This is a genomic window from Variovorax sp. 38R, assembly GCF_014843395.1.
Taxonomy (GTDB): Bacteria; Pseudomonadota; Gammaproteobacteria; order Burkholderiales; family Burkholderiaceae_C; genus Variovorax; species Variovorax paradoxus_H.
This window is the reverse complement of sequence record NZ_CP062121.1, coordinates 5,649,343-5,672,314: the sequence shown is the minus strand read 5'-3', so window position 1 is coordinate 5,672,314 and position 22,972 is coordinate 5,649,343. Positions and strand designations below refer to the sequence as shown.

General features: G+C 67.5%; 18 protein-coding genes and 1 tRNA gene. 14 read left to right on the top strand and 5 right to left on the bottom strand.

Annotated features, from left to right (window positions below; all coding sequences use genetic code 11):
* Nucleotides 1-168: 168 nt before the first annotated feature.
* Nucleotides 169-966 carry an IclR family transcriptional regulator gene (locus IG196_RS26290; protein WP_192193661.1) on the bottom strand — a complete coding sequence of 266 codons (798 nt, stop codon included), beginning with the start codon at nt 964-966 and terminating at the stop codon, nt 169-171.
* A gap of 184 nt (nt 967-1,150) precedes the next feature.
* Between IG196_RS26290 and IG196_RS26285 the strand changes: the two genes are divergently transcribed.
* The 10 genes from IG196_RS26285 (at nt 1,151) to IG196_RS26240 (ending at nt 12,333) form a co-directional block, all read left to right on the top strand.
* Complete coding sequence (locus IG196_RS26285) at nt 1,151-2,911, top strand: FAD-dependent oxidoreductase (RefSeq protein ID WP_192193660.1); 1,761 nt, start codon at nt 1,151-1,153, stop codon at nt 2,909-2,911.
* 63 nt (nt 2,912-2,974) lie between these two features.
* Entirely contained in the window at nt 2,975-3,751 is a 777-nt protein-coding gene (locus IG196_RS26280) for an SDR family NAD(P)-dependent oxidoreductase (RefSeq protein ID WP_192193659.1), read from the top strand.
* Nucleotides 3,752-3,811: 60 nt separating this feature from the next.
* Nucleotides 3,812-5,011: an ABC transporter substrate-binding protein gene (locus IG196_RS26275; RefSeq protein WP_192193658.1), complete on the top strand. Its 1,200-nt coding sequence runs from the start codon at nt 3,812-3,814 to the stop codon at nt 5,009-5,011.
* Between the two features lie 56 nt (nt 5,012-5,067).
* Entirely contained in the window at nt 5,068-5,991 is a 924-nt protein-coding gene (locus tag IG196_RS26270) for a branched-chain amino acid ABC transporter permease (protein ID WP_192193657.1), read from the top strand.
* Nucleotides 5,988-7,769 carry an ABC transporter permease subunit gene (locus IG196_RS26265; protein WP_192193656.1) on the top strand — a complete coding sequence of 594 codons (1,782 nt, stop codon included), beginning with the start codon at nt 5,988-5,990 and terminating at the stop codon, nt 7,767-7,769. Before IG196_RS26270 ends, IG196_RS26265 begins: the two co-directional genes overlap by 4 nt.
* Before the next feature lie 20 nt (nt 7,770-7,789).
* The gene (locus IG196_RS26260) at nt 7,790-8,500 is read left to right on the top strand and encodes an ABC transporter ATP-binding protein (RefSeq protein WP_192193655.1); all 711 of its coding nucleotides are present in this window, start codon (nt 7,790-7,792) and stop codon (nt 8,498-8,500) included.
* A gap of 29 nt (nt 8,501-8,529) precedes the next feature.
* Nucleotides 8,530-9,498 (top strand): MBL fold metallo-hydrolase, encoded by a 969-nt coding sequence (locus IG196_RS26255; protein WP_095746773.1) that lies wholly within the window; start codon nt 8,530-8,532, stop codon nt 9,496-9,498.
* A 1-nt stretch (nt 9,499) separates the two neighbouring features.
* On the top strand, nt 9,500-10,423 hold the full coding sequence (locus IG196_RS26250) for a DMT family transporter (protein WP_225616808.1): 924 nt from the start codon (nt 9,500-9,502) through the stop codon (nt 10,421-10,423).
* A gap of 12 nt (nt 10,424-10,435) precedes the next feature.
* Nucleotides 10,436-11,617 carry an NADH:flavin oxidoreductase/NADH oxidase gene (locus tag IG196_RS26245; RefSeq protein ID WP_192193654.1) on the top strand — a complete coding sequence of 394 codons (1,182 nt, stop codon included), beginning with the start codon at nt 10,436-10,438 and terminating at the stop codon, nt 11,615-11,617.
* Nucleotides 11,614-12,333: an EthD family reductase gene (locus tag IG196_RS26240; RefSeq protein ID WP_192193653.1), complete on the top strand. Its 720-nt coding sequence runs from the start codon at nt 11,614-11,616 to the stop codon at nt 12,331-12,333. Before IG196_RS26245 ends, IG196_RS26240 begins: the two co-directional genes overlap by 4 nt.
* Here the strand turns inward: IG196_RS26240 and IG196_RS32160 are convergent.
* Nucleotides 12,296-12,691: a hypothetical protein gene (locus IG196_RS32160; protein ID WP_225616807.1), complete on the bottom strand. Its 396-nt coding sequence runs from the start codon at nt 12,689-12,691 to the stop codon at nt 12,296-12,298. The two genes, IG196_RS26240 and IG196_RS32160, sit on opposite strands and share 38 nt — an antisense overlap.
* A 245-nt stretch (nt 12,692-12,936) precedes the next feature.
* On the opposite strand from IG196_RS32160, the gene IG196_RS26230 reads away from it, so the two are divergent.
* The 4 genes from IG196_RS26230 (at nt 12,937) to IG196_RS26215 (ending at nt 17,074) form a co-directional block, all read left to right on the top strand.
* Complete coding sequence (locus tag IG196_RS26230) at nt 12,937-14,466, top strand: glycosyltransferase (protein WP_192193652.1); 1,530 nt, start codon at nt 12,937-12,939, stop codon at nt 14,464-14,466.
* Nucleotides 14,467-14,745: 279 nt separating this feature from the next.
* Nucleotides 14,746-15,114 (top strand): hypothetical protein, encoded by a 369-nt coding sequence (locus IG196_RS26225; RefSeq protein WP_192193651.1) that lies wholly within the window; start codon nt 14,746-14,748, stop codon nt 15,112-15,114.
* 188 nt (nt 15,115-15,302) lie between these two features.
* On the top strand, nt 15,303-15,986 hold the full coding sequence (locus IG196_RS26220) for an aspartyl/asparaginyl beta-hydroxylase domain-containing protein (RefSeq protein ID WP_192193650.1): 684 nt from the start codon (nt 15,303-15,305) through the stop codon (nt 15,984-15,986).
* Nucleotides 15,987-16,144: 158 nt separating this feature from the next.
* Entirely contained in the window at nt 16,145-17,074 is a 930-nt protein-coding gene (locus tag IG196_RS26215) for a hypothetical protein (RefSeq protein ID WP_192193649.1), read from the top strand.
* 1,165 nt (nt 17,075-18,239) lie between these two features.
* Here the strand turns inward: IG196_RS26215 and IG196_RS26210 are convergent.
* The 3 genes from IG196_RS26210 to IG196_RS26200 form a co-directional block, all read right to left on the bottom strand.
* Nucleotides 18,240-18,680 (bottom strand): hypothetical protein, encoded by a 441-nt coding sequence (locus IG196_RS26210; RefSeq protein ID WP_192193648.1) that lies wholly within the window; start codon nt 18,678-18,680, stop codon nt 18,240-18,242.
* A gap of 52 nt (nt 18,681-18,732) precedes the next feature.
* Nucleotides 18,733-18,807 (bottom strand) — tRNA-Arg (locus tag IG196_RS26205).
* Between the two features lie 61 nt (nt 18,808-18,868).
* Nucleotides 18,869-22,969: a translocation/assembly module TamB domain-containing protein gene (locus IG196_RS26200; protein WP_192193647.1), complete on the bottom strand. Its 4,101-nt coding sequence runs from the start codon at nt 22,967-22,969 to the stop codon at nt 18,869-18,871.
* Nucleotides 22,970-22,972: the final 3 nt, after the last annotated feature.

Here is a 22,972-nt window from a genome sequence, read left to right as displayed (position 1 = left end):
CCGAACACCTTCAGCCCGATGATCACGATCAGCGGCACGCCGCAGAGCCAAAGGATGATGCTTTTCATGACCGGTCTCCGTGAGGTAGGTAGGCCTCTACAGTGGCCGCGCCGCCGGCCCGCGCGTGCGGGATAAGTCAAACCAAGCGCGTGAGCGCCTGCCTACAAATCAAGCCGGCGCGTCGGTCGCCACGAAGCCCAGGCGCCGCGAGATTTCCAGCGCGCAGGCCTTCAGCGGCACGGCTACGCGGCCGTTCCAGTCGCTGTCGAAGGTGGCCTCGGGGCCCATGGCCGTGATGCCCAGCACCAGGTTGTTGGTCGAGTCGAACACCGGCGCGCAGAAGGCGTCGATGCCCGGAATCGGCTGGCCCAGCGTGCGCGACATGCCGTGCAGCCGCGTCTCGACCAGCAGCGCCTCGATCTGCGAGGTCGACAGCTCTTCGGCACCGCGGCCGCCGGCCGGCCCGCGCAGACGCGCGAGGTCGTCCACCATCATCTTTTCCACCACCTTCGGCGGCAGGTAGGCCGCAAACAGACGTCCCGTGGCCGTGTAGGCCAGCGACATCACGGTGCCGGTGCGCAGGTTCACGTGCAGCGGGTGGATCGGTTCTTCCAGCCGCACCACGGTCGGCCCGAAGTTGCCCCAGACCGCGACCGCAATGCTCTGTTCGGTTTCGGACGCCAGCGCCTCGATGAGCGGCGACGCTTCCTTGATCGGATCGAGCCGCTGCAGCTTGGCCAGGCCCAACTGCAGGGCCAGCGGGCCCAGCTCGTAGCGGCCGGCGCCGTCCTGCACCACGAACCCGACCTTCAGAAAACTGACGAGGTAGGGGTGCGCCTTGCCGACCGGAATGCCGGCGGCCTTGCCGAGATCGCGCAGCGCCATGGGCGCCACGTGCCGCCCGAGCGCGACCAGCAATTGCGTTCCGATTTCGACGGATTGAATGCCACGTCTTGGCTTTTCCATGGGGCGCCCGGCGTGGGGGTTGAGGGAGGGAGAGAGTATAGCCATCAGGGTTTTTACTGATATTGTCGTGTTCAATCGACGATGACTGATCATCTGATAGTAACTAAACGACTTGACCATATCAACATCGCTCCATAAACTCCGTCGCACTTAAGTCGTACACAACACGAGAGCGAACAGAGAGATGGAACAGAACACGTGGGAATGCGATGTCCTCGTCGTCGGCAGCGGCGCATCGGGCATGGCCACCGCCGTCACGGCGGCGTCGCAGGGTTTGAAGGTGCTGGTGGTCGAGAAAGAGCCGCGCTTCGGCGGCACCACCGCGCGCTCGGGCGGCTGGCTGTGGATTCCGGGCACGCGCCTGGCCACCGAGCAGGGCATCCATGAGCCGCCTGGCGCCGCGCTCGCCTACATGCAGCACGAGACCACGACGCACTTCGACGCCGCGCGCGTCGGCGCCTTCCTCGACATGGGCCCCAAGGCCATCGACTTCTTCACGCGCAACACCTGCGTGCAGTTCGACATGCCGGCCGTCTTTCCCGACTACCACGCCGAAGCGCCCGGCGGCCAGCCCGGCGGGCGTTCGATGGTCACGCGCCCGTTCGACGGCCGCGAACTCGGCGCGCGCATCAAGCACCTGGCACCGCCGCTGCCCGAACTCACGGTGTTCGGAATGATGTTGGGCTCGGGCCCCGAGATCAAACACTTCATGCGGGCCTTCAAGTCGCCGATCTCGTTCTGGTACGTGACCAAGCGACTGAGCCGGCACTTCCTGGACGTGGTGCGCCACGGCCGCGGCATGACGCTGACCAACGGCAACGCGCTGGCCGGCCGCCTGGCCAAGGCCGCGATGGACCTGGACATTCCCGTGTGGCTCTCGTCGCCGGTGAAGAAGCTCGTGGTCGAGTACGACGGCGTTTCGGGCGCCGTGGTGCAGCACGAAGGCCAGTCGGTGCGCATCACCGCCAGGCGCGGCGTGGTGCTGGCCTGCGGCGGTTTTCCGTACGACGTGGAGCGCCGCAAGCAACTGTTCCCGCACGCACCGACCGGCAAGGAGCACTACTCGCCATCGCCCTCCACGAACACCGGCGACGGCCTGCGCCTGGCGGAAGCGGTGGGTGGCCGTGTCGACGGCACCATCCCCCACGCCGCGGCTTGGGTGCCGGCGTCGGTGACGACGCGGCCCGACGGCAGCAAGGGCGTGATGCCGCACTTCATCGACCGCGCCAAGCCCGGCGTGATCGCGGTCACGCCCAAGGGCAAGCGCTTCGCGAACGAAGGCAACTCGTACCACGACTTCGTGCAGGCGATGGTCAAGGCCTGCGAAAGCGACGGCGAGCCCGAGGTCTCGGCCTGGCTGCTGTGCGACCACAAGGCGCTGCGCGACTACGGCTTGGGCTGCGTCGCGCCCGCACCGCTGCCCATCGGCCGCCACCTGAAGACCGGCTACCTGAAGCGCGGCGCGAGCATCGGCGAGCTGGCGAAAGAAATCGGCATCGCCCCCGCCGCGCTCGAAGCCACCGTGCAAGCCTTCAACGAAGGCGCACGCACCGGCGACGACCCCGCGTTCGGCAAGGGCAGCAAGGCCTACAACCGCTACCAGGGCGATGCCAACGTCACGCCGAACCCCTGCGTCGCACCGCTCGAGCACGGCCCGTACTACGCGATCAAGCTCGTCGTCGGCGACATCGGCACCTTCGCCGGCCTCGTCACCGACGAGAAGACGCGCGTGCTCGACGCCGACCGCCAGCCGATCAAGGGCCTGTACGCCGTCGGCAACGACGCGGCCAGCGTGATGGGCGGCAACTACCCCGGCGCGGGCATCACGCTCGGCCCGGCGCTCACCTTCGGCTACGTCGCGGGCCTGCAGGTCGCGCAGGCCGAAGTGGCCGTGCCCTTGCACGTCGAACAGCGCGAAGCCGTGGCCGTGCCGCGCGGCGCCTGACCCCGTCTCGATTCAACGCACGCACGCATTCATTCATTCATTCATTCATTCAAGGAGCCGACCATGCCCTTTCCTCCTCACGTCGCACCACGCCTGCTCGAAGGTCGCCTCGCGCTGATCACCGGCGCCGGCCAGGGCAACGGCCGTGCGCTCGCACTCGGCCTTGCCCAGGCGGGCGCGCGCGTCGTCGTCACCGACATGAACGAAGCCACCGTGGCCGAGACCGCGCAGCTGGTGCGCAACGAAGGCGGCGAGGCCTGGTCGTTCGTGCTCGACGTCACTGCGCCCGAGGCCTGCCATGCACTGGCCGCGCGCGTGGCGCAAGAGGTCGGCAACGTCGACCTGCTGGTGAACAACGCCGGCATCATCATCCGCGAGACCACCAGCAGCCCGAACGCCGCGGCCAACTGGAAGAAGACCATCGACGTGAACGTGCACGGCACCTTCAACACCACGCTGGCCTTCATCCCCGTGCTCAAGCAGACGAAGGGCTCGATCATCAACATCGCCTCCATCGCCGCCTATGCAGGGCAGGCCGCGAGCCTGGGCTACGCGCCCTCGAAGGGCGCCATCAAGATGCTCACGCAGTCGCTGGCGCAGGAACTCGCGCCGGCCGGCGTGCGCGTCAACGCACTCGCACCCGGCGTGATCGAAACGCCCATGACCGCCGCCACGCGCGAGAACCCGCAGCGCCTCGAGTCGTTCATGACGCGCATCCCGCTGGGCCGCGTCGGCCAGACCGAAGACCTCGTGGGCCCGGTGATCTTCCTGGCGAGCGACATGTCGCGCTACGTCACCGGCATCACGCTGCCGGTGGATGGCGGCTTCCTCGCGGTCTGAACCTCTGCCTTTCCTTTTCGATTTCCCGTTCCCCGTCCGTCAATCCTTAGGAGACAAAGAATGAAAACGATCCGTCTGTACAAGACCCTGCTCGCGACCGCCGCCTTCGCTGCGTTCAGTGCCGGTGCTTACGCGCAAGAAATCAAGCTCGGCTACAACGGCGACCTCTCGGCCTCGCCTTCGGCACAGAGCGGCCAGGCCGCGGTGCTGGGCATGGAGGCGGCCATTGCCGACCTGAACGCCGCCGGCGGCGCGCTCGGACGGAAGTTCACGCTGGTCACGCGCGACGACGTCTCGGCGCCGCCGAAGTCGATCCAGAACATGAGCGACCTGGTCGACAACGAAAAGGTGGTGGCGGTGTTCGGCCCCACCAACTCGGGCAACGCCATGGCCTGGAAGCACATCGCCAACCAGAAGAAGATCCCCGTGCTGGGCAACGTGGGTTCGGGCACCGACATCACCAAGCCGATGAGCCCCGGCGCCGACAACTACATGTTCCGCGTCTCGATGGTCGACCGCGAACAGGTCGCCGCGCTCATGGCCTACGTGAAGCGCAACACGGCCGGCTCCAAGGTCGTGGGCCTCATGGCCGAGACCACCGGCTACGGTCAAGGCGGCCTGAAGGACATGGAAGAAATCGCCAAGCTGCAGGACATCAAGATCGCGGCCACCGAGCGCTTCGGCGTCGGCGACACCGACATGACCTCGCAGCTCAGCAAGATGAAGGCCGCCAATGTCGACACCGTCGTGGTGTGGGCGCAGGGCACGCCCATCGCGCAGCTGGTGCGCAGCATGGAGAAGATCAACTACTTCCCGCTGACGCTCACCTCGTGGGCGGCCGACAACATCACCTTCTACGACGCGGCCGGCAAGGCGCTGGCCGAGAAGCCGATCTTCATGCGCACCGTGAGCGAAACGCGCACGCCCGCGCAGCAGAAGCTGTTCGACCGCATCGGCAGCAAGCTGAAGGCGCCGGGCTCGTTCTCGTTCGCGCTGCACGGCTATGACTCGGTGCTGCTGCTGGCCCAGGCCATGAAGCAGGCCAACAGCACCGATGGCGCCGCCGTGCGTGTCGCGCTCGAAGACCTGAAGACGCCGGTGCAGGGCGTGCTCAAGACCTACGAGAAGCCCTTCAGCAAGACCAACCACGAAGCCCTGACGGCGAAAGACCTGGTCTGGATCCGCTGGAAGGACGGCAAGCTGCTGCCCTACAGCGACGCGCTGATCGGTGCGCTCAAGCCGGCCGACTTCAAGCAATAAACGTCTGAGACAAAAGGAACGGGGCACCGCCTCGTTCCGCAACGGAGATACACACCATGGTTGAAGCGCTCCTGCAGGCGCTCATCAGCGGGCTCGCCGTCGGCGGTGCCTATGCGCTGGTGGCGCTGGGATTCAGCATCACGTTCACGACGACCAAGACGCTGAACTTCTCGCACGGCGAGTTCGTCTCGGCCGGCGCGTTCATCGGCATGAGCGCACTGTTCCTCGTGCTGGGCAAGCCGCTCAGTTCCACCACCTTCGGCGACGCCGTGCCCGGCGCGGGCGCGCAGCTCTTTGCGCTGCTCGCCGCGCTCGGCGTGATGGGCTTCCTGGGCTGGCTGCTCTATGTGCTGGGCGTGCGGCCCTTCGCGGGCCGCCCCGGCATGGCCTGGGTCATGAGCACGCTGGGCTTCGGCGTCATCCTGCAGAGCGTGGGGTTGGCCATCTGGGGCCCGAAGCCCGTGGTGGTGCCCGCGCCCGTGGGCGACACCGTGATCCGCATGCTCGGCGTGGGCGTGCGCCCGCAGGAACTGCTCACGCTGGGCGTGGCCGTGGTCGTGATGATCGGCTTCGACCGCGTGATGAACCGCACCATGATCGGCAAGGCCATGCGCGCCGTGGCGCAGAACGGCAACGTCGCCAGCCTCATGGGCATCAACACCAACGCCATGATGATCGGCGCCTTCGTCGTCAGCTCGGCGCTGGCGGGGCTGTCGGGCTTTCTGCTTGCGCCCATCGCGCAGGCCTCGCTCTTCATGGGGCTGACCGTGGGGCTCAAGGGTTTTTCGGGCGCCATGATCGGCGGGCTGAGCAACCCGCGCGGCTGCGTCATCGGCGGCTTTCTGCTCGGCGTGCTCGAGTCGATGGTGAACCTCTGGCAGGCGCAGTGGCGCGAGGTCGCGGTGTTCGCGCTCGTCATTCTGGTGCTGGCCTTCCGGCCCACGGGCCTGTTCGGCCGCTCGACGGTGGAGAAGGTATGAAGCGCCTGATGCATCCCGCCGCCGTGGTGCTCGTGGCGGCCGTGCTGTGCGGGCTCGTCTCGCTGTCCGGCAACGACTACTACCTGCGCATCGCCTTCATGATGTGCGTCTACTACCTGTGCGCCGCCGGCATGAACGTGCTGGTCGGCTACGCGGGGCAGAAATCGCTGGGCCAGGCCGGCCTGTTCGCGGCCGGTGCCTACGCGGTCGCGCTCATCACCTCGCGCACCGAGCTGAGCCCGTGGCTCGCGCTGGTGATCGCGGCCGTGGTCTCGGGCGTGTGCGGCGTGCTCATTGCACTGCCCTCGTTGCGCGTGAAGGGCCCGTACCTTGCGATGGTCACGCTGGCCTTCGGCATCGTGGTCGAGAAGCTCGTGGGCGAATGGACCGACGTGTTCGGCGGCGCGCAGGGCATCTACGGCATCCGCCCGCTGACCTGGAACGGCCAGCCGCTGAGCAGCGTGCAATGGGTGATCCTGGGCATCGTGCTCAGCGCCGCGCTGCACCTGCTGCTGCGCAACCTGCTGCAGGGCCGCTTCGGCCGTGCGCTGCTGTCGCTGCAGGCGGACGAGATCGCCTCGTCGTCGGTGGGCGTGCGCGTGTACCGCGCCAAGGTCATGGCCTTCGTGGTCGCGGCCGTCACCTGCGGCATCGCGGGCGCGCTCGTGGCGCAGCAGAACCAGTACATCAACTCCGACTTCATCACCTTCCACCTGTCGATCTTCATCCTGCTGCTGGTGCTGTTCGGCGGCGCGGGCTCGATGTACGGCCCCATCGTGGGCGCGGTGCTGCTCACTGCGACCGACGCGCTGCTCGCGCGCTGGCCTTCGGCGCAGCACTTCCTGTACGGCTTTTTGCTGCTGTTCGCGCTGTACGTCATGCCGGGCGGCGTGGTGGGCCTGTTCAACAAGTGGTTCCTGAAGTCGCGCCATCGCGGCGAAGGGCCGGGCGGCAACGGCGTGCCGGGCCAGATCGGTCCCGGCGGCGAAGGCGAGCTGCTGGTGGTGCAGGGCGTGACCAAGTCGTACGGCGGCGTGAAGCCCGCGCAGGACGTGTCGTTCCGCCTGCAGCGCGGCCACATCCACGCGCTCATCGGCCCGAACGGTGCCGGCAAGAGCACCATGATCAACATGCTCACCGGCGTGGTCGAACCCGACGCGGGCGTGATCCGCTTCCTGGGCCGCAACATCGTGGGCCAGCCGGCGCACACCATCTGCTGCCTGGGCATGGGCCGCACCTTCCAGAACCTGCGTTTGTTCGCCGATCTCTCGGTGCTCGACAACGTGATGCTCGGGCGGCACAGCCGCATGAGCAACGGCTTCCTGTCGTCGCTCGTGGCCTGGCCCACGGCCGGCAAGCAGGAGCGCGCCACGCGCGACCGCGCGCTGCAGCTGCTCGACCTCGTGGGCCTGGGCCACCTGGCGCACTGGCCCGCCGGCAGCCTGCCCTACGGCCTGCAGCGCCGCGTGGAACTGGCGCGCGCGCTGGCCACCGAGCCGCAGCTGCTGCTGCTCGACGAGCCCGCCGCCGGCCTCAATCCGCAGGAGACCGCCGAGCTCGGCGAACTGCTGGTGCGCATCGGCAAATGCGGCGTGTCGATCCTGATGGTGGAGCACCACATGGACCTCGTGATGTCGATCTCCGACCACGTGATCGTGCTCGACTACGGCGTGAAGATCGCCGAAGGCAAGCCCGCCGAGGTGCAGTCGAATCCGCGCGTGGTCGAGGCCTACCTGGGCGTCGACGACGAAGAAGACATGGCCGCCGTGCCCGCCTGAGCCAGAGGACCGAAACCATCATGTTGAAAATCGAATCGGTGAAGGTCTCGTACGGCGCCATCGAGGCCGTCAAGGGCGTGAGCCTGGAAGTGCGCGCGGGCGAGGTCGTCACCATCATCGGCGCCAACGGCGCCGGCAAGAGCACGCTGCTCAAGAGCATCGTCGGGCTGGAGCCCGTGGCCGAAGGCCGCGTGTTCATCGACGGCAAGGACTGCACGCAGGTGCCCGCGCACCAGCGCGTGGGCCTGGGCGTGGCGCTGTCGCCCGAAGGGCGCGGCGTGTTCCCCGACCAGAGCGTGCGCGAGAACCTGATGCTCGGCGCGTATTCGCGCCGCAACGACAAGGCCTTCGTGGAGCGCGCCATCGAGCGTGAGTTCGCGCGCTTTCCGCGTCTGAAGGAGCGCGAGCATCAACTGTCCGGCACGCTGTCGGGCGGCGAGCAGCAGATGCTCGCGATTGCCCGCGCGCTCATGAGCGAGCCGCGCCTGCTGCTGCTCGACGAGCCCTCGCTGGGCCTGGCGCCGCTCATCATCAAGGACATCTTCGACGCCATCCGCCAGCTGCGCAGCTCGGGTCTCACGATCCTGCTGGTGGAACAGATGGCCAAGCAGGCGCTCGGCGTGGCCGACCGCGCCTACGTGCTCGAAACCGGCTGCATCACGCTCGAAGGCTCCGGCCGCGAGCTGCTCGACAACCCCAAGGTGAAGTCCGCGTACCTCGGCACGCATTGACTCTTACTGCTCACATCAAAGGAACCCCAATGACCACCAAGAAATTCGCCAGCCAGGCCGACCTCGAAGAAAAGAAGGTCTCCTTCACCCGCCTCTCGGAGAACGCCTACGCCTACACCGCCGAGGGCGACCCCAACACCGGCGTCTTCATCGGCGACGAGGCCGTGATGGTGGTCGACACCCAGGCCACGCCCGCGATGGCGCAGGACGTGATCCGCCGCATCCGCGAAGTCACGCCGCTGCCCATCAAGTACGTGCTGCTGAGCCACTACCACGCGGTGCGCGTGCTGGGCGCGTCGGCGTACTTCAAGGAAGGCGCCGAGCAGATCCTGGCCAGCCGCGACACCTACGACCTGATCGTCGAGCGCGGCGAGCAGGACAAGGCCAGCGAGATCGGCCGCTTTCCACGCCTGTTCCGCAATGTCGAGTCGGTGCCGGCCGGTCTCACCTGGCCCACCATGACCTTCGACGGCACGATGAGCGTGTGGCTCGGCAAGAAGCTCGAAGTGAAGATCGCGCAGGTCGGCCGCGGCCACACCAAGGGCGACACCATCGCCTACCTCGAAGACCAGAAGATCTGCTTCGCCGGCGACCTCGTCGAGTACCAGAGCACCGCCTATGCGGGCGACTGTTACTTCCGCGACTGGCCCACCACGCTCGACCGCCTGGCCGGCTTCGGCTTCGAGAAGCTGGTGCCCGGCCGCGGTGCCGCACTGGAAAACGCGGCGGATGTGCGCAAGGCCATCGCCTCCACGCGCGCCTTCATCTCCGACGTCTACACGCTGGTGAACAACGGCGTGGCCGAGGGCAAGTCGCTCAACGTCATCTACAAGGAAACCGTGGCCGCACTGCGCCCGACCTACGGCCACTGGGTCATCTTCGACCACTGCATGCCCTTCGACGTGACCCGTGCTTACGACGAGGCCACCGGCCACGTGCACCCGCGCATCTGGACCGCAGAGCGCGACATCGAAATGTGGAACGCCCTCGAAAGCTGAGGTGAGCCAACCCGCGCCCTCGCACGGCGCCACGCCCGTGTCCGTGCAGGGCTGGATGCTGCTCGCGATGCTGGTGTGGGGCGTGAACGTGTCGGTCGTGAAGGCGCTCACCACGTCTTTCGAGACGCTGCCGCTCTCGGCACTGCGCATGGGTGTGGCGTGCTGCGCGCTCAGCGCCATCGTGCTGTGGCGGCGCGGCGGCATCCCCAAGCTCACGGCGCGGCAGCTCGCGATCATGGCGGGCTGCGCGTTCCTCATGGTCTACGGCAACCAGATCCTGTTCGCGCAGGGGCTGCTGCGTTCCACCGCCACCAACGGCGCGCTCATCATGGCCCTGAGCCCGCTGGTGTCGGCGCTGATGGCCGCGCTGGTCTTCGGCGAGCGCTTCACGCCGCGCCGCATGGCGGGCGTGGCGCTGGGCTTCGCGGGCGTGGCCGCGGTGGTGCTGAGCCACCCCGGCGCGGGGCTGTCGAGCGCCGGCATCGGCGACCTGATGCTCGCGCTGTCGGTGGTGAGCTTCGCGATCGGCGGCGTGGGCGTGCAGCGGCTGGCGCGGCAGATCGATCCGCTGTCGATCAGCTGGGTCATCTACCTCATCGGCACGCTCATGCTCGTAGTGCACACCGTGCTCGGGCCGTCGCGGCTGGGCACAGCGCAACTCTTTCCCGGCATGTGGCCGTGGGCGCTGGTGCTGTTCTCGGGCATCGCGGCCACCGCCGCGGGCAACCTCATCTGGAACCGTGCGATCTCCGTCATCGGCGTGGCGCGCACGGCCGTCTTTCTCTACTGGGTGCCGGTGTTCGGCGTGCTGTTCGCGGCGCTGCTGCTGGGCGAAGTGCTCACGTGGTGGCACCTGTTCGGCTTTGCCGCGGTGATGACCGGCACCTGGCTCGGCACGCGGCCCGTGGCTGCACCGGCCTCCTAATTTCTTGCACACATGCCTGATTCATCTCTTCCCCTGCTGTTCCAGCCTTTGCAGCTGCGCGAACTCACGCTCGCCAACCGCGTCGTCATCTCGCCCATGTGCCAGCACGCCGCCGAGCGCGGCCATGCCACGCCGTGGCACCTGGTGCACCTGGGCAAGTTCGCGCTCGGCGGCGCGGGCCTGATCCTCACCGAGAGCACCGCCGTCGATCCGCGCGGGCGCATCGGCACCGCCGACCTCGGCCTGTGGAACGACAGCCAGATCGCGCCGCTGAAGGCCGTGGTCGATTTCGTTCACGCGCAGGGCAGCGCCATCGGCGTGCAGCTCGCGCACGCGGGCCGCAAGGCTGGCAGCGAGCCGCTGTGGGAGGGCGGTGCCGCCATCGACCCGGCGCGCATGGCGGCCGACGACGAGCCGTGGGAGCGCCTGGGCCCCAGCGCGCTCGCGGCCGGCCCCGGCTGGTCGGCGCCGCGCGCGCTCGATGCGGCGGACATGGCCGAGGTCGTGCAGCGTTTTGTCGATGCCACCGTGCGCGCCGACAAGGCGGGCTTCGACGTGGTCGAGCTGCACTTTGGCCATGGCTACCTGGTGGCGAGCTTCCTGTCGCCCAACGCCAACCACCGCGACGACGCGCTCGGCGGCAGCCGCGAGAACCGCATGTCGCTCGCCTTGGAAATCGCGCAGCGCGTGCGTGCCGCATGGCCCGCCGGCAAGCCGCTGTTCTGCCGCCTCTCGGCCGTGGACGGCACGCTCGACGGCTGGAACCTCGACGACTCGGTGGTGCTCGCGCGCGAGCTGAAGCGTTGCGGCGTGGACGTGATCGACTGTTCGTCGGGCGGCCTCACCGAAGAGACACGCGCACTGCCCGTGCCGCGCGGCCTGGGCTTCCAGGTGCCGTTCTCGGAACGCATCCGGCGCGATGCCGGCGTGGTCACGCAGGCCGTCGGAATGATCGTCGACGCGCAGCAGGCCGAGGCCGTGCTCGCCGCGGGTCAGGCCGACCTCGTCGCACTCGGCCGCGAAGCCCTGTTCGACCCCTACTGGCCGCACCACGCAGCCGCCACGCTCGGCGCCGACCCGCAGTACCAATGCTGGCCCGTGCGCCACGGCGTGTGGCTCGCCAAGCGCGCACCCGGCCTGGCGCGTGCACGCGCCGAAGCAGAGATGCCATCCAACAAGGAGACCGACCGATGACCGAACCGACCACCACGACCCTGCGCATGGGCCTGATCCGCAAGCAGCCCGGCTGGACCGACGAGGCCTTCAGCCGCCACTGGCGCGAACGCCACGGCCCGCTCGTCGCGCGCCTGCCCACGCTGCGCGGCTACCGCCAGAACCGCGTGACCGATCGCCTGCAGCGCGGCATCGACTTCGCGCGCGGCCCGTGGGACTTCGATGGCTTCTCGCAGCTGCAGTTCGATGCGGCGGCGCAGGCCGATGCGGCCTTCAACATCGGCGAGCTCGCTGCAGAGATTCGTGCCGACGAGCAGCACTTTCTGGGCGGGCTGCACATCGTGACCGTCGAGCAGACCGAGGTCATCGCGCCGCCGTCGCCCGCATCGTCGGCGGGGCCGGTGATGCTCAAGCGCATCTCGACCCTGCGCCGCCCGGCCGCGCAGTCAGAGGCCGACTTCCGCCGCGAATGGAAGGTGCACGCCGGCCATGTGCGCCGCATGCCCGGCGTGGCCGGCTACCGACAGAACGTGGTGGTCGCGCGCGAGTTCGAGAAGGGCACTCCCTGCGGCTACGCCGAGCTGCCGATCGACGGCATCGTGGAGCTGTGGTTCGAGAACACCGACACGCTGAACGCCGCGTTTGCCTCGCCCGAAGGCCAGCGCACGATGGCGCACGCCAAGACCTTCCTGGCCGAGATCACTGCCTTTGTGGTGGAGGAATATCGGGTGGTGTGAAGGCCGTCGCGAGCCCGTAGTGCACCGACGTGCTCAGCGCCGGAATCACCGGGTGTTGCGAAGCGGGGTGCGATGCCCGCGCGGGCAGCGTGCCGATGGGCGCGATCTCGTGGGGTTGCTGCGAGGCTTCCGGCGCATCGCCGCGCCCCGATGGCTCGGGCAAGAACAGCCCGCGCCGCAGTGACCAGATGCAGGCGCCGAGGCGCAGCAGTCTTTCGACATTGGCGTCATGCGCCGGATCGTCCGGCGCCTCTTGCGCGATCAGTTCGCCCAAGTGAGTGAGTGCGTCGGCGGGCGTCATGCCGCGCCCGATCCGAGCCACTTCCACCATGGCCGCCAAGGCCTCGGTCTTGTTCATCGCTTGCCCCCTGCTGTGTTGTGTCTGCCGTGTCTGGCTGTGGGGACAGCATGCCGTTACGCCGTGCATCCAAAAGTAGTCCGTCGCGCCGTCGGGCCGTCGAGGGAAGGCGCGTCACCGCGCGAGGCGGCACGCACACCGAAGCGACACGCACCGTCAACGCAGCGAAGCGCGACGCGCAGTGTGATCATCATTGACAATTCGACGCCACGCATCCTGCCGGCACGCACCTCGAGGAGTTGGGTTTGACGAACGACATTGGGACATCGCCGCGCCAGGCCGACCCTGCATCGACCCTTCCAAAAGCGGCGGGCGTCGCGGCGGCTTCCCGGGCGGAGCGCTTGTTGTTCCTGCACGAAAACCTGCGCCAGGTCGGCAATGGCATCGAAATCGCCGGCCTCCGCAGAGCCCATCTCTTCCAGGGCCAACTCGGCATCACCCCGTGGATCCTGACCAGCAACTTCGCTCCCCAGCTGCGCAAGACTGAAGCGGTCCTGAAGGACTCTGGGATGCTGCCGCCGCAGACGAAGGTGCTCAATGTCTACGACTGGCTGGTCGACATGAGTGGCGAAGGCTTGCTCACCCCGCTTGCTTCATTGCCTTCGGCGCCCGGCTCGCCGCTGGCAAGGGGCAAGCCGAATGCGGCCAAGCCTTCGCTGCAAAAGATCAGCCACCCGGCCGCGTGGGATTCAACGCAGACCGGTTGCGAAGAATTCGAGCTGGCGAACGGCCAGGTCGTGATGCGCAAGACATTCGCATCGGGCCTGGGCGGCGCGGATCTGCAGGCCATCGAGTTGCGCGATGCGCAGGGCGCCGCGATCACTTACGCGACCGAGAGCGATTTTGTCTGCGCGATGATGAGTGCCAATCTGGAGCCAGACGTCACCTGGCACTTTCTCGTCGACAAGAACAAGATGTACCGCAAGCTGCGGCAGAGTGCGGTGAGCCAGCGGCTTCACTGCACGGTCAGTGCTTTCTTGCACAGCGCCCATCGGCTGCCCAACGGACAACTGAAGAGCAGCTATCGGCACCTGTTCGAAGATCCAGACGCTTGCGACGGCCTCATCGTTGCCACTGAAGAGCAGCATCAGGACCTGCTCGAAGCCGGTGTGCCGGCGGCGAAACTGAAAGTGATTCCGCACGCGTTGGCCCGTGTGCCGGAGACCGTCGAAACCGCGTCATCCCCGGAGAAACGGGTGATCTATCTGGCGCGCTACACACCGGAGAAGCAGCATGAGCTGCTGTTCCAGGCGTTCGAACGGGTCCTGAAAAAGATCCCCGACGCGCAGTTGCACACCCACGGCGTCGGCCCCTTGCAGGCGGCGCTCCAGGCGCGCGTCAACGCCACCGGCCTGGCAGGAAGCATCCACATCCACGGCTATGCAAGCGATGTCGCGACGCTCTTCAGGGAATCGAGCCTGGGCGTGATGGCGTCCAGAGAGGAGGGCTTCTCGCAGTTCGGATTGGAGTGCCTGGCCCACGCGCGTCCGCTGGTGGCGTTCTCGGTGAAGTACGGTCCGAAGGATCTGCTGGAGGGCCGGCATGCCGGCATCCTGGTTCCCCCCGGAGAGATCGGCGCGATGGCCGATGCGATCGTCACGTTGCTGGAAGACCCCCAGAAAGCGTATGACCTTCGCTTCGGCGCATTGGCGTCCGCAGAGCGCTTCACGGCGGACAAGATCGCGCAGCGATGGTCCACATGGTGGGCGGAGGTTCGAGAGATCGCACGCCATCGCGAGCCCTCACTCTCGCAAGATGAATTGACATCTTCTTGAGCTCGTATTGATTTTGGCGTTCAGCTATTGGCTGAGTCCATCATTAGTACCGAGCAATAGGTTCAGGTGAATTGCGTTGCAGTACTTTTGTATATGCAAATGGCTGCCGAACGCCGAAGCGAGCTTGCGCTCCCGAAAATAATTTCTGCAAGGTGCGTCGTCGGTTTTCAATTGAGGAGTTGATTTCCGACGCCTACTGGTTTCCGTAGAAATAAGCTTGGCCGAGTGACAGCAGGCTGGCAAGGAAATAGACTGATTCGACCGGTGAATTGTCACCAGATGACCGTCATGAGTCGAATATCCATTTCACTGTTATTCCTCGCAATTCTGCTGTGTTGTCACGGCTGTGCTGCGGTGATGCAGGACGTTTTGTTTGCGCAAGCAGGCATGACCGACAGCGCCGCAGGGGAACCGGATGAGATGACATCATCGGTCGCCCAAGGCAGCAACGGCTCCGGACAACAACACGACAGCGCGTCCGGACAGACGGAGCTCGACGACTTCCCCCTTGTTGTGGGGCGACTCGATGTCCTTTCAACGGCCGCACAGGCGGCCGCGCGCCATGACACCGGCAGTTTCCTGAATCTTCCGTTCCGATGGCCTGAGTGCCCGATGCGGCCCCCGTGCCCGACGGCCCTCCTCGTGTAGACCCAAGTTGACGGCGACGCTGGACCGAGTCCGGCAGTCACTTCTGAAGGCGGCCTCGCGTCTGACCGGCGCAGTGCTCGAGCCGGCCGACGAAGGCCTTCATCTCCCCCAATTATTTCCGCGGCAAGTCCTGCCTCTTTCGATTGCCAAGTGCGCTCGAAGTCGCAACGCCGCTGTGAGGAAGACCCATGAACCAGTCCAAAGACGTCCTGTTCGCACGCTTGAAAGACTTCAAGACAGACCCCGAAGCGCTGCGCGCGCATTTTCTCGATCATGTCCAGAAAATGCCGTCGACCCCCTACAGAGACAACAGGGTGGATTACGTCGGTTGGGCGGTCACCAGCCGCGATGGAACGCTGGACGATGGCATTCGCCGCATTGCACCTGGCGGATCCAACACGCGGGGTGTGAATCCCACCGACGCCTGCAGTGGCAGCCTGGCCCAGGTCATCGACGACTTGGGCCGCACAGGCTTGAAGCCTTACCGGGCTCGGATCATGCAACTGGAGAGCGAGGGTGCAGAGATGCCGCTGCACACAGACGCCAAAGTGGAAACATGGCGGCTGCACATCCCCCTCATTACCAATCCCAACTGCTTCTTCGAATGGCAGCGTGACGATGGAAGCATCGAGAGCGTTCATCTGCCGGCGGACGGTTCCGCCTGGATGGTGCGGGTCGACGTGAATCATCGTGCAGTCAATCGCAGCAACGCGCCCTCCCATCGGGTGCATCTGCTGATGGGGCTGAGCGTGAACCCGCCTTTCGAGAAACTCGCCGAGCCTTGGCTGCCCGTCGCACGCGAGCGGAGCCCCTTGCACCAGGAAGAGCAGGCTGCCGACCTGAGCCTCTTTGCGCATTCGATGGCGAACTGAGCGTGCACGCGCTACAGGGCGGGAGCGAACGGCATCGGAGGCCAGGGCTTGCACTTCGCATCGCGGTGTTGCTGTGTCTGGCTTGTGCAGGATCGGCGGCACAGGCGCAGCAGCCTCCCTCGGGACCGTGCCGGCCGGGCACCAGCCAGGCATTCCCGATGCTGGAACGAATCCATGTCCGCGATGAGTTCCGCATCGTGTATGCCTTGGCAGGTCCTCACGCACTGAAGGACCAGCGCGACCTGAACGGCAACGGCATCCCCGACAAGGTGGAGGACGTCGCAACGCAGTTGGTGGCAGGCCGCCACCTGTTCAGCGACCTGATGGGCTTCGTGGCGCCACTGAAGCAACCGCGCTACGCGCAAGCGACGTCTATCGACGTGTTCATGCTGAAGATGGAAAGAGGCAACGGCCTGGCCTACGACGAGGTCAGGAACTACCGTCTCGGATTCGACGGCGCCACCGGCCAATGCGCATTGCGCATCGATCTGCTCAACAGCCACGCCAACCAGAACGTGACGCCGGTCCACGAACTCTTTCACCTGTACCAGTACGGGTACACCATGTTCAAGCCACGCTGGTTTCTCGAAGGCACGGCGCGATGGGCCGAGTACGCACTGCGGCTCGGCAGCGGCCCGCAGAAACCGTTGCCGCTGTCGTCGGTGTCTTTGCAGGAGCAGGTCTTCGGCACGACATACGCGGCAAGCAATTTCTGGAATCGCCTTGCCCTGCTGCTGGACCCGGTGGGCCGCATGAGACTGCCGGCTGCGGTGGCACACCTGGCTTACGTCGACGGCGGTCGGGTGGTCCATGACGATGAGCTGCACGGCGCTGCCTTCGTGAAGGCGGTATTCGAATCGCTGGCGTCGCTCGACCGCGACATCGGAGCGCGACAAGGCTGGCCTGCCTACCAATGGAAAGAGGCTGACCAGCGCTCCGCTCAATTTGACGCGGACATCTTCGGACGGATGCAGAGCGTGGTCCGCCTCGAGGCCCGCCGCGCGGGTCTGGCGAACTCGCCCGAACTCGAGGCATTTCTGGCGTTGACCCCCTCATTGCAAAAAGATCCGATACATGAGCCTGAGTGAATTGTTGGCCAAGGCACGCCCTGCGGGCTCCGAACTGTGGGATGAGTGCCGCGCGGCATCGTCGGGCCCCGCCGGAAAACCCGGCGTGCTCTTCATGTCTGCCTGCACCGGCCAGGAGCGCGCGCACGTCGTCGTGGCGCGTGGCAAGGACTTCGGTGCCACGTGGCAGCGTGGCGCGCAACTGCTGAGCGCATGGCAACGCAAGCAGGCCGCCCTGCAGATCCTCTGGGTGCGCATCGACGTGGTCCACACGGTGCATGCAATGAACTGGGCGACCTTGACCCAGGGCCTGACAGTCACCAAGCGCAATTACTTCCGCTTCGGCATTGCCTTCGACGAAGAATTCACAGTGGCCATGCTCGAGCCCGAGATCGCCGCGAATGCGGTGCTCTACGACAGCAACTTCGACAAAGCAACGCCGAACCAGGCCAACCTCAGGCGCTATGGACAACGCCGCTTTGGCCGTGAATTGACGTGGCCGTCCGAGCCGACGGACCGGGTGTGGTTGTTCGAGACGCGCGCCGTCTTCACCGACGGCAAGGCGCTGCACCGCGTGGAGCACCAGGGCCGCAACCGGGGCCATCGGGTCTTGCCAGGCTGGAACCCGGCGTACGTTCAAGAAGTGATTGCCACGGGCACAAACTATCTCGCGCGGCAGGTCACCCCTTCGGGCAAGTACCAGTACGGCTGGTTCCCGTGCTTCGACCGCCCCATTCCCACCTACAACACCTTGCGGCATGCCAGCTCCACCTATGCGTTGCTGGAAGGCTGGGAGCTCACGGGCGATTCGCGGCACAAGGTGGCGATCGACAAGGCGCTCGCTCACCTGATCGGCAACTTCATCCACCACGCGACGTTGCCGTCGGGTGCGCAGGCCGCGTTCCTCGTGGACGAAGGCGACGAGATCAAGCTCGGCGGCAATGCCGTCTGCCTGCTGGCGCTGTCGACATACACCGAGCTGACCGGCGACTCGCAATACCTTCCATTGCTCGAGGCGCTGGCGCTTGGCATCGTCCATATGCAGGACGCTTCGACGGGGCGTTTCGTGCACGTGCTCCACCACCCCGACTTGGCCGTGAAGCAGGAGAGCCGCATCATCTATTACGACGGCGAGGCCGCCTTCGGTCTGATGCGTCTTTACGGCCTGACCCGCGACGCGCGATGGCTACGCAGTGCCGAACTGGCCTTCAACTACTTCATCGAGGCCGAGCATTGGCGAGCTCACGACCATTGGCTGGGCTACTGCGTCAACGAAATCACGCTGTACAAGCCCGAGGCGCGGTACTACCGCTTTGGTCTGGACAACGTGCGTGACCACCTGGACTTCGTGCTCGAACGCATCACCACCTTCCCCACCTTGCTGGAACTGATGATGGCGGCCGAAAAGATGATCGTGCGCCTGCAATCCACGCCCGAGTTGTCGCATCTGCTGGAAGGCTTCGACCTCGACAAGTTCCGCCTGGCTTTGGAACAACGGGCCAGGTACCTGATGACGGGGCATTTCTTCCCTGAGCTGGCGATGTTCTTCAAGAACCCGGGGCGGGTCGTGGGGAGCTTTTTTATCCGGCACCACAGCTTCCGGGTCCGGATCGATGACGTGGAGCACTACCTTTCCGGCTACGTTGCGTATCGGAAGTACTTGCAGCGTGTTCGGTCGGTGGTGCCTTCGACAGGAATCGAACCTGTATCTGAGTCTTAGGAGGACCCCGTTCTATCCATTGAACTACGAAGACGGTGCGCGCTGTTGCTGCTGCTGCGCGGCCCGCACTTTACCAGTTTGGGGTGTCTGCACCCTCAGTCGTACTTCACCGTATAGATCAGGTCCACCCCGCTCGTCTGCCCCGCCTGCCCCCGCAGCGTGAGGCGTTTGGTCAGGTCGTAGAAGATGAAGAGGGTGCCGAAGGTGCCGCCCAGGCTGCGTTCGTAGGTGATGTAGAAGTCTTTCGACAGCCGCTTGCCCAGCGTGACGGCCGACTCGCGCAGGTCGCCGCCGTTGCCGGGGCCCTTGAAGCCGAGTTCGTCCAGGCCGAAGCGGCTGGCCAGGCTGCCGCCGGTGGTGGTGCCGCCGATCTTGCCGAGCAGCGACAGGGCGGCCTGTTGCAAGAGAGCCGATTCGCCGCCGCTGGTGGCCGAGGCGCGGCCCAGGATGACCCATGACAGCGTTTCGGCGTCGGACAGCGCGGGCTCGGCGTAGAGCTTCACGCGGGGCGACTGCGCGGAGCCGGTGATCTGCACGCCGGCGCGCTGCGAGATGTTCGGGCGGATGGCCAGGATGTCGAGCGCGGGGTTGTCGAACGGGCCGTTGAAGCGCGCGATGCCGGTCTCGACATCGAGCTGCTGGCCGTAGGCGCGGTACTGGCCCTTCACGGTCTTCACTTCGCCGGTGATGCGCGGCGGGGCGTCCAGGCGGGTGCTGCGGATTTCGAGTTCGCCTTCGAGCCGCGTGGTGATGCCGCGGCCCTGCACGGCGAAGTCGTCGCCGAGGTCGAAGGTGACGACGATGTCGGGCGGCTTGGCGGTCTGGGGCTTGTTGGCGGCCTTGGCCGCCTGGGCGTCGGCTTTGGCGGCTTCGCGCTGCGCGGCCTCGGCGGCGGCCTTGTCCTTGGCGGCCGAGCGCACGACGACGTCGCTGCCCAGGCTGGGCGCGGTTTCGTCGGGCAGGATGATGACGGCGCGGTCGGTCTTGAGCTTGCCGCGCACGTTGAACTGGCCGTTGTCCAGCCGCGCCTGCAGGTTGCCCGACAGCGACACCTGGCGGTCGGTGCGCACCAGCACACGCAGGGCGCGCAGTTCGGCCTGCAGGGCCATGCGGATGCCGGTGCTGGTCGCGCTGTTGTTGCTGCCCCAGCTGAGGTCGCCGCGCGCGGTGAGTGAGCCGCCGTCGGTGCGCGCTTCGCTGGCGGCGGTGCTGCGGTTACCGCTCTGGCCGCCGATGCGCGCGGTGCTGCCGGCGCCGCCCTTGAGCGTGAACTCGGCAATTTCGAGGCGGTCGCCGGTGAGCGAGGCGCGCAGGCGGCCGTCGCGCAGGTCGAGGCCTTCGACCGGGGCGCGCAGCGCGAGCTGGTCGGCGCCGAGGGTGCCGTTCCAGCGCGGTGCGGTGCGGTTGCCCGACAGGGTGGCGTTGGCGTCGAGCGTGCCGGCGATGCGCCAGCCGGGCGGCGCGAGCATCGACCACACACCCAGGTTGGGCAGCGCGGCGCGCAGGGTGCCGTTGAGCGGCGCATCGGGTGCCCACTGCCAGCCACCGCTGCGCTGCTGCATGCGGGTGCCGAGTTCGGCGTCGAGGCGGCCGGCGCGTTCGCTGTCCCAGGCCAGGGTGGCGCGCACGGCGTCGCCTTGCGCGTCGAGCTGCAGTTCGGCGCGGCGCAGGCCGGCCGGGGTGGCGGTGAGATCGACGCCGTTGACGTCGTTCTTGCCGCTGGCCGAACTCATGGTGCGTTCGCTCGCGGTGCCGGTTCCCGTGCTGGTGATGCGGGTGACGAGTGCGGCCTCGCCGGCCTGCACGCGGATGTCGCCGCTCTGGCGCGCAAGGCGGGCCTTGGCGCGCAGGGTGTCGCCGGCGTCGATGTCCCAGTCGCCGTTGAACAAGAGGTCGCCGCTGATGCCGAGTTCGCTCAGCGTGGCGTTGGCACCGAACGCGCCGGCCCAGGCCATCGGCAGGCCCTGCATCTGGCCCTTGGACTGCAGGCGGAACACGCGGTTCGGTGCGGCGCCGCTCTGGTTGAAGCGCAGCGGCTGCCAGTCGATGCGCACGGTGCCGGGCAGCGGGCCGCGCAGAGTGGCCTCGGCGGCGGAGGCTTCGACGTCGAGGCGGTTGTCGGCGGCGCGCACGGTGGCCGTGACTTCACGACCCAGCTCCAGCACCCAGGGGCCTTGGCCGGGGCGCGCGGTGGCGGTGTCCTGTGCCTGCAGGCGCAGGCTGGCGAGGGTGGCGCGCCACTGGTTGGCGCTGGCGAGGCCGCCGCTGGCGCGGGTGTCGAGCGCGAGCTTCTGCGTGCCGGTGGTGGCTTCGCCTTTGAGCGTCAGCGTGGCCTGGGCAATGCTGCCGGCAAGGTCGGCCTGCAGCTCGCGCAGTTGCACGTTGGTGGCCGTGCCGCCAGGCTGTGCGGCGGGCAGGTTCAGGTCGAGACGCGGCACGGCGAGCGCGGCCTTGAGGCTGGGCTCGGCGCTGCCGCGTGCGGTGGGGGTGCCAGGGTTCTCGATGCGGCGTTGCACGGTCTGCCAGCCGCCTTGCCAGCTGGCGTCGAGGCGGGCGCTGCCCTTGGCGCTGGCGCTTGCGAACACGCCCGACAGGCCCGGCAGGCTTTGCACCCAGCGCTGCATCGCCTCGGCGTCGTCGATGCGCGCCTTGAGGTCGCCGCCGCCAGTGGCGGGCGCGATGCGGCCGTCGAGTTGCGCGCTGCCGCCCGGCAGCGAGAGGTCGAGCTTGCCGCTGGCGGCCTGGTCGGCCACGCGCACCTGCAGCTTGCCGTCGATGCGGGCGCGCATGGCTTCGACGCGCAGGGTGCGCAGGTCGAGCACCTGGTCTTTCCACTGGCCCTGCGCCAATGCGCGGTCGAGGCCGAAGCCGGGCAGCGCCTTGCTGCCGGCGCCGCCGTTGCCTTCGGCGCGGAGGGCCACGTCGAAGACGAGGGTGTCGGAGTCTTCGGCCTGCCGTGCACTGATCTGCCCGCCGACGGGCGCGCCCGACAGCTCGCTGTACAGCGCGCCGGGCCGCACGCCGCGCACGGTGGCACGCACCTGCCAGGGCGAGGGCGCGGGGCTCCAGCTGCCTTCGGCGTCGATGCGGCCGCCGCCGGCGCGCACGGTGGCTTCGGGCACGGTCCAGGTCGTGCCGTCGAAGCCGACCTGCGCCTCGACCTGCTCGACCGGCAGCTTCTGTTGGTCCCACGGGCCGGCGACGGCGTTGCGGATGTCGGCCGAGGCCTTCCATGCGGCGGGGCCGGTGGCGGCGTCGGGCGCGAGTTCGACGCTGCCGGTGAGCCGGGTCTGCGGCGCGCCGGGCCAGAGGCTGGCGGCGTCGACGTTGCGCAGGTCGGCCTTGGCATCGACCACGGGCTGCGGCAGCCAGGGCGCGATCTGCGCGCGCAACCTGGCTTCCATCGGCGCTTCGGCGTTGGGCTCGGTGGGTTGCAGGTCGGCGGCGACCTGCAGGCGCGCCTCGGGGCCAGCCAGCGTGCCCTTCACCGAGGCCTTGGCCTGCACCTCGAGGTGGCGATCTTCGGCGAGCGGGGCTTTCACGCGGCCGTCGAGCGTGGCGTCGAGCGCCATCGGCGCCGGGCCCTGCAGCCGCACGCGGGCGCTGTAGTGGCCGTCGGCGATGTCGACGCCCTCGATGTCCAGCGCGTGCTGCGCGCCGAGGTAGCTGTAGCGGCCGGCGAGGCCGGTGGCCTTCAGCGGGGGTGGGCCGGCCCAGCGCAGCTCGTCGATGCGGAAGGGTACCTCGGCCACCTCGACGGGCAGTGCGACTTGCGTCAGCGGCTCGGTCGGCGTGTCGCTGGGCGGGCCGCGGCGTTCGATCGACAGGCTCGCCGCGTGGATGTCGCCGAGCTGCACCTTGCGCTGGAACAGCGGTGCGAGCTGCCAGCCGAGCGTGGCGTCGTTCACCTCGACGGCGAGGGTTTCGCTTTGCCACTTGAGCCAGCCGATGCGTCCGCCGGTGCGCAGCGAGCCGGTCACGTCGCGGCTTTCGAGCGTCTGGCCCGCAGGCAGGCGCTGTGCGGCCTGCGCGAGCGCGAAGGCCAACGACTTGTTCGAGCCGAGCCACCACCAGGTGCCTGCGGCGAGCAGCAGCACGACCAGCAACAGGCCCACCAGGGTCCAGCCCAGCGCGCGCAGCACGCGGCGGGTGCGCGAGCGGGGACGGGGCGTGGCTGTGGCGGGCGTGGTCGGCATGGA

Coding starts and splice junctions, on each gene's coding strand:
- IG196_RS32160 (WP_225616807.1), bottom strand. CDS start 12,691: ATGAACAAGACCGAGGCCTTGGCGGCCATGGTGGAAGTGGCTCGGATC.
- IG196_RS26275 (WP_192193658.1), top strand. CDS start 3,812: ATGAAAACGATCCGTCTGTACAAGACCCTGCTCGCGACCGCCGCCTTC.
- IG196_RS26270 (WP_192193657.1), top strand. CDS start 5,068: ATGGTTGAAGCGCTCCTGCAGGCGCTCATCAGCGGGCTCGCCGTCGGC.
- IG196_RS26240 (WP_192193653.1), top strand. CDS start 11,614: ATGACCGAACCGACCACCACGACCCTGCGCATGGGCCTGATCCGCAAG.
- IG196_RS26290 (WP_192193661.1), bottom strand. CDS start 966: ATGGAAAAGCCAAGACGTGGCATTCAATCCGTCGAAATCGGAACGCAA.
- IG196_RS26200 (WP_192193647.1), bottom strand. CDS start 22,969: ATGCCGACCACGCCCGCCACAGCCACGCCCCGTCCCCGCTCGCGCACC.
- IG196_RS26260 (WP_192193655.1), top strand. CDS start 7,790: ATGTTGAAAATCGAATCGGTGAAGGTCTCGTACGGCGCCATCGAGGCC.
- IG196_RS26265 (WP_192193656.1), top strand. CDS start 5,988: ATGAAGCGCCTGATGCATCCCGCCGCCGTGGTGCTCGTGGCGGCCGTG.
- IG196_RS26280 (WP_192193659.1), top strand. CDS start 2,975: ATGCCCTTTCCTCCTCACGTCGCACCACGCCTGCTCGAAGGTCGCCTC.
- IG196_RS26215 (WP_192193649.1), top strand. CDS start 16,145: ATGCTGGAACGAATCCATGTCCGCGATGAGTTCCGCATCGTGTATGCC.
- IG196_RS26245 (WP_192193654.1), top strand. CDS start 10,436: ATGCCTGATTCATCTCTTCCCCTGCTGTTCCAGCCTTTGCAGCTGCGC.
- IG196_RS26285 (WP_192193660.1), top strand. CDS start 1,151: ATGGAACAGAACACGTGGGAATGCGATGTCCTCGTCGTCGGCAGCGGC.
- IG196_RS26220 (WP_192193650.1), top strand. CDS start 15,303: ATGAACCAGTCCAAAGACGTCCTGTTCGCACGCTTGAAAGACTTCAAG.
- IG196_RS26225 (WP_192193651.1), top strand. CDS start 14,746: ATGACCGTCATGAGTCGAATATCCATTTCACTGTTATTCCTCGCAATT.
- IG196_RS26255 (WP_095746773.1), top strand. CDS start 8,530: ATGACCACCAAGAAATTCGCCAGCCAGGCCGACCTCGAAGAAAAGAAG.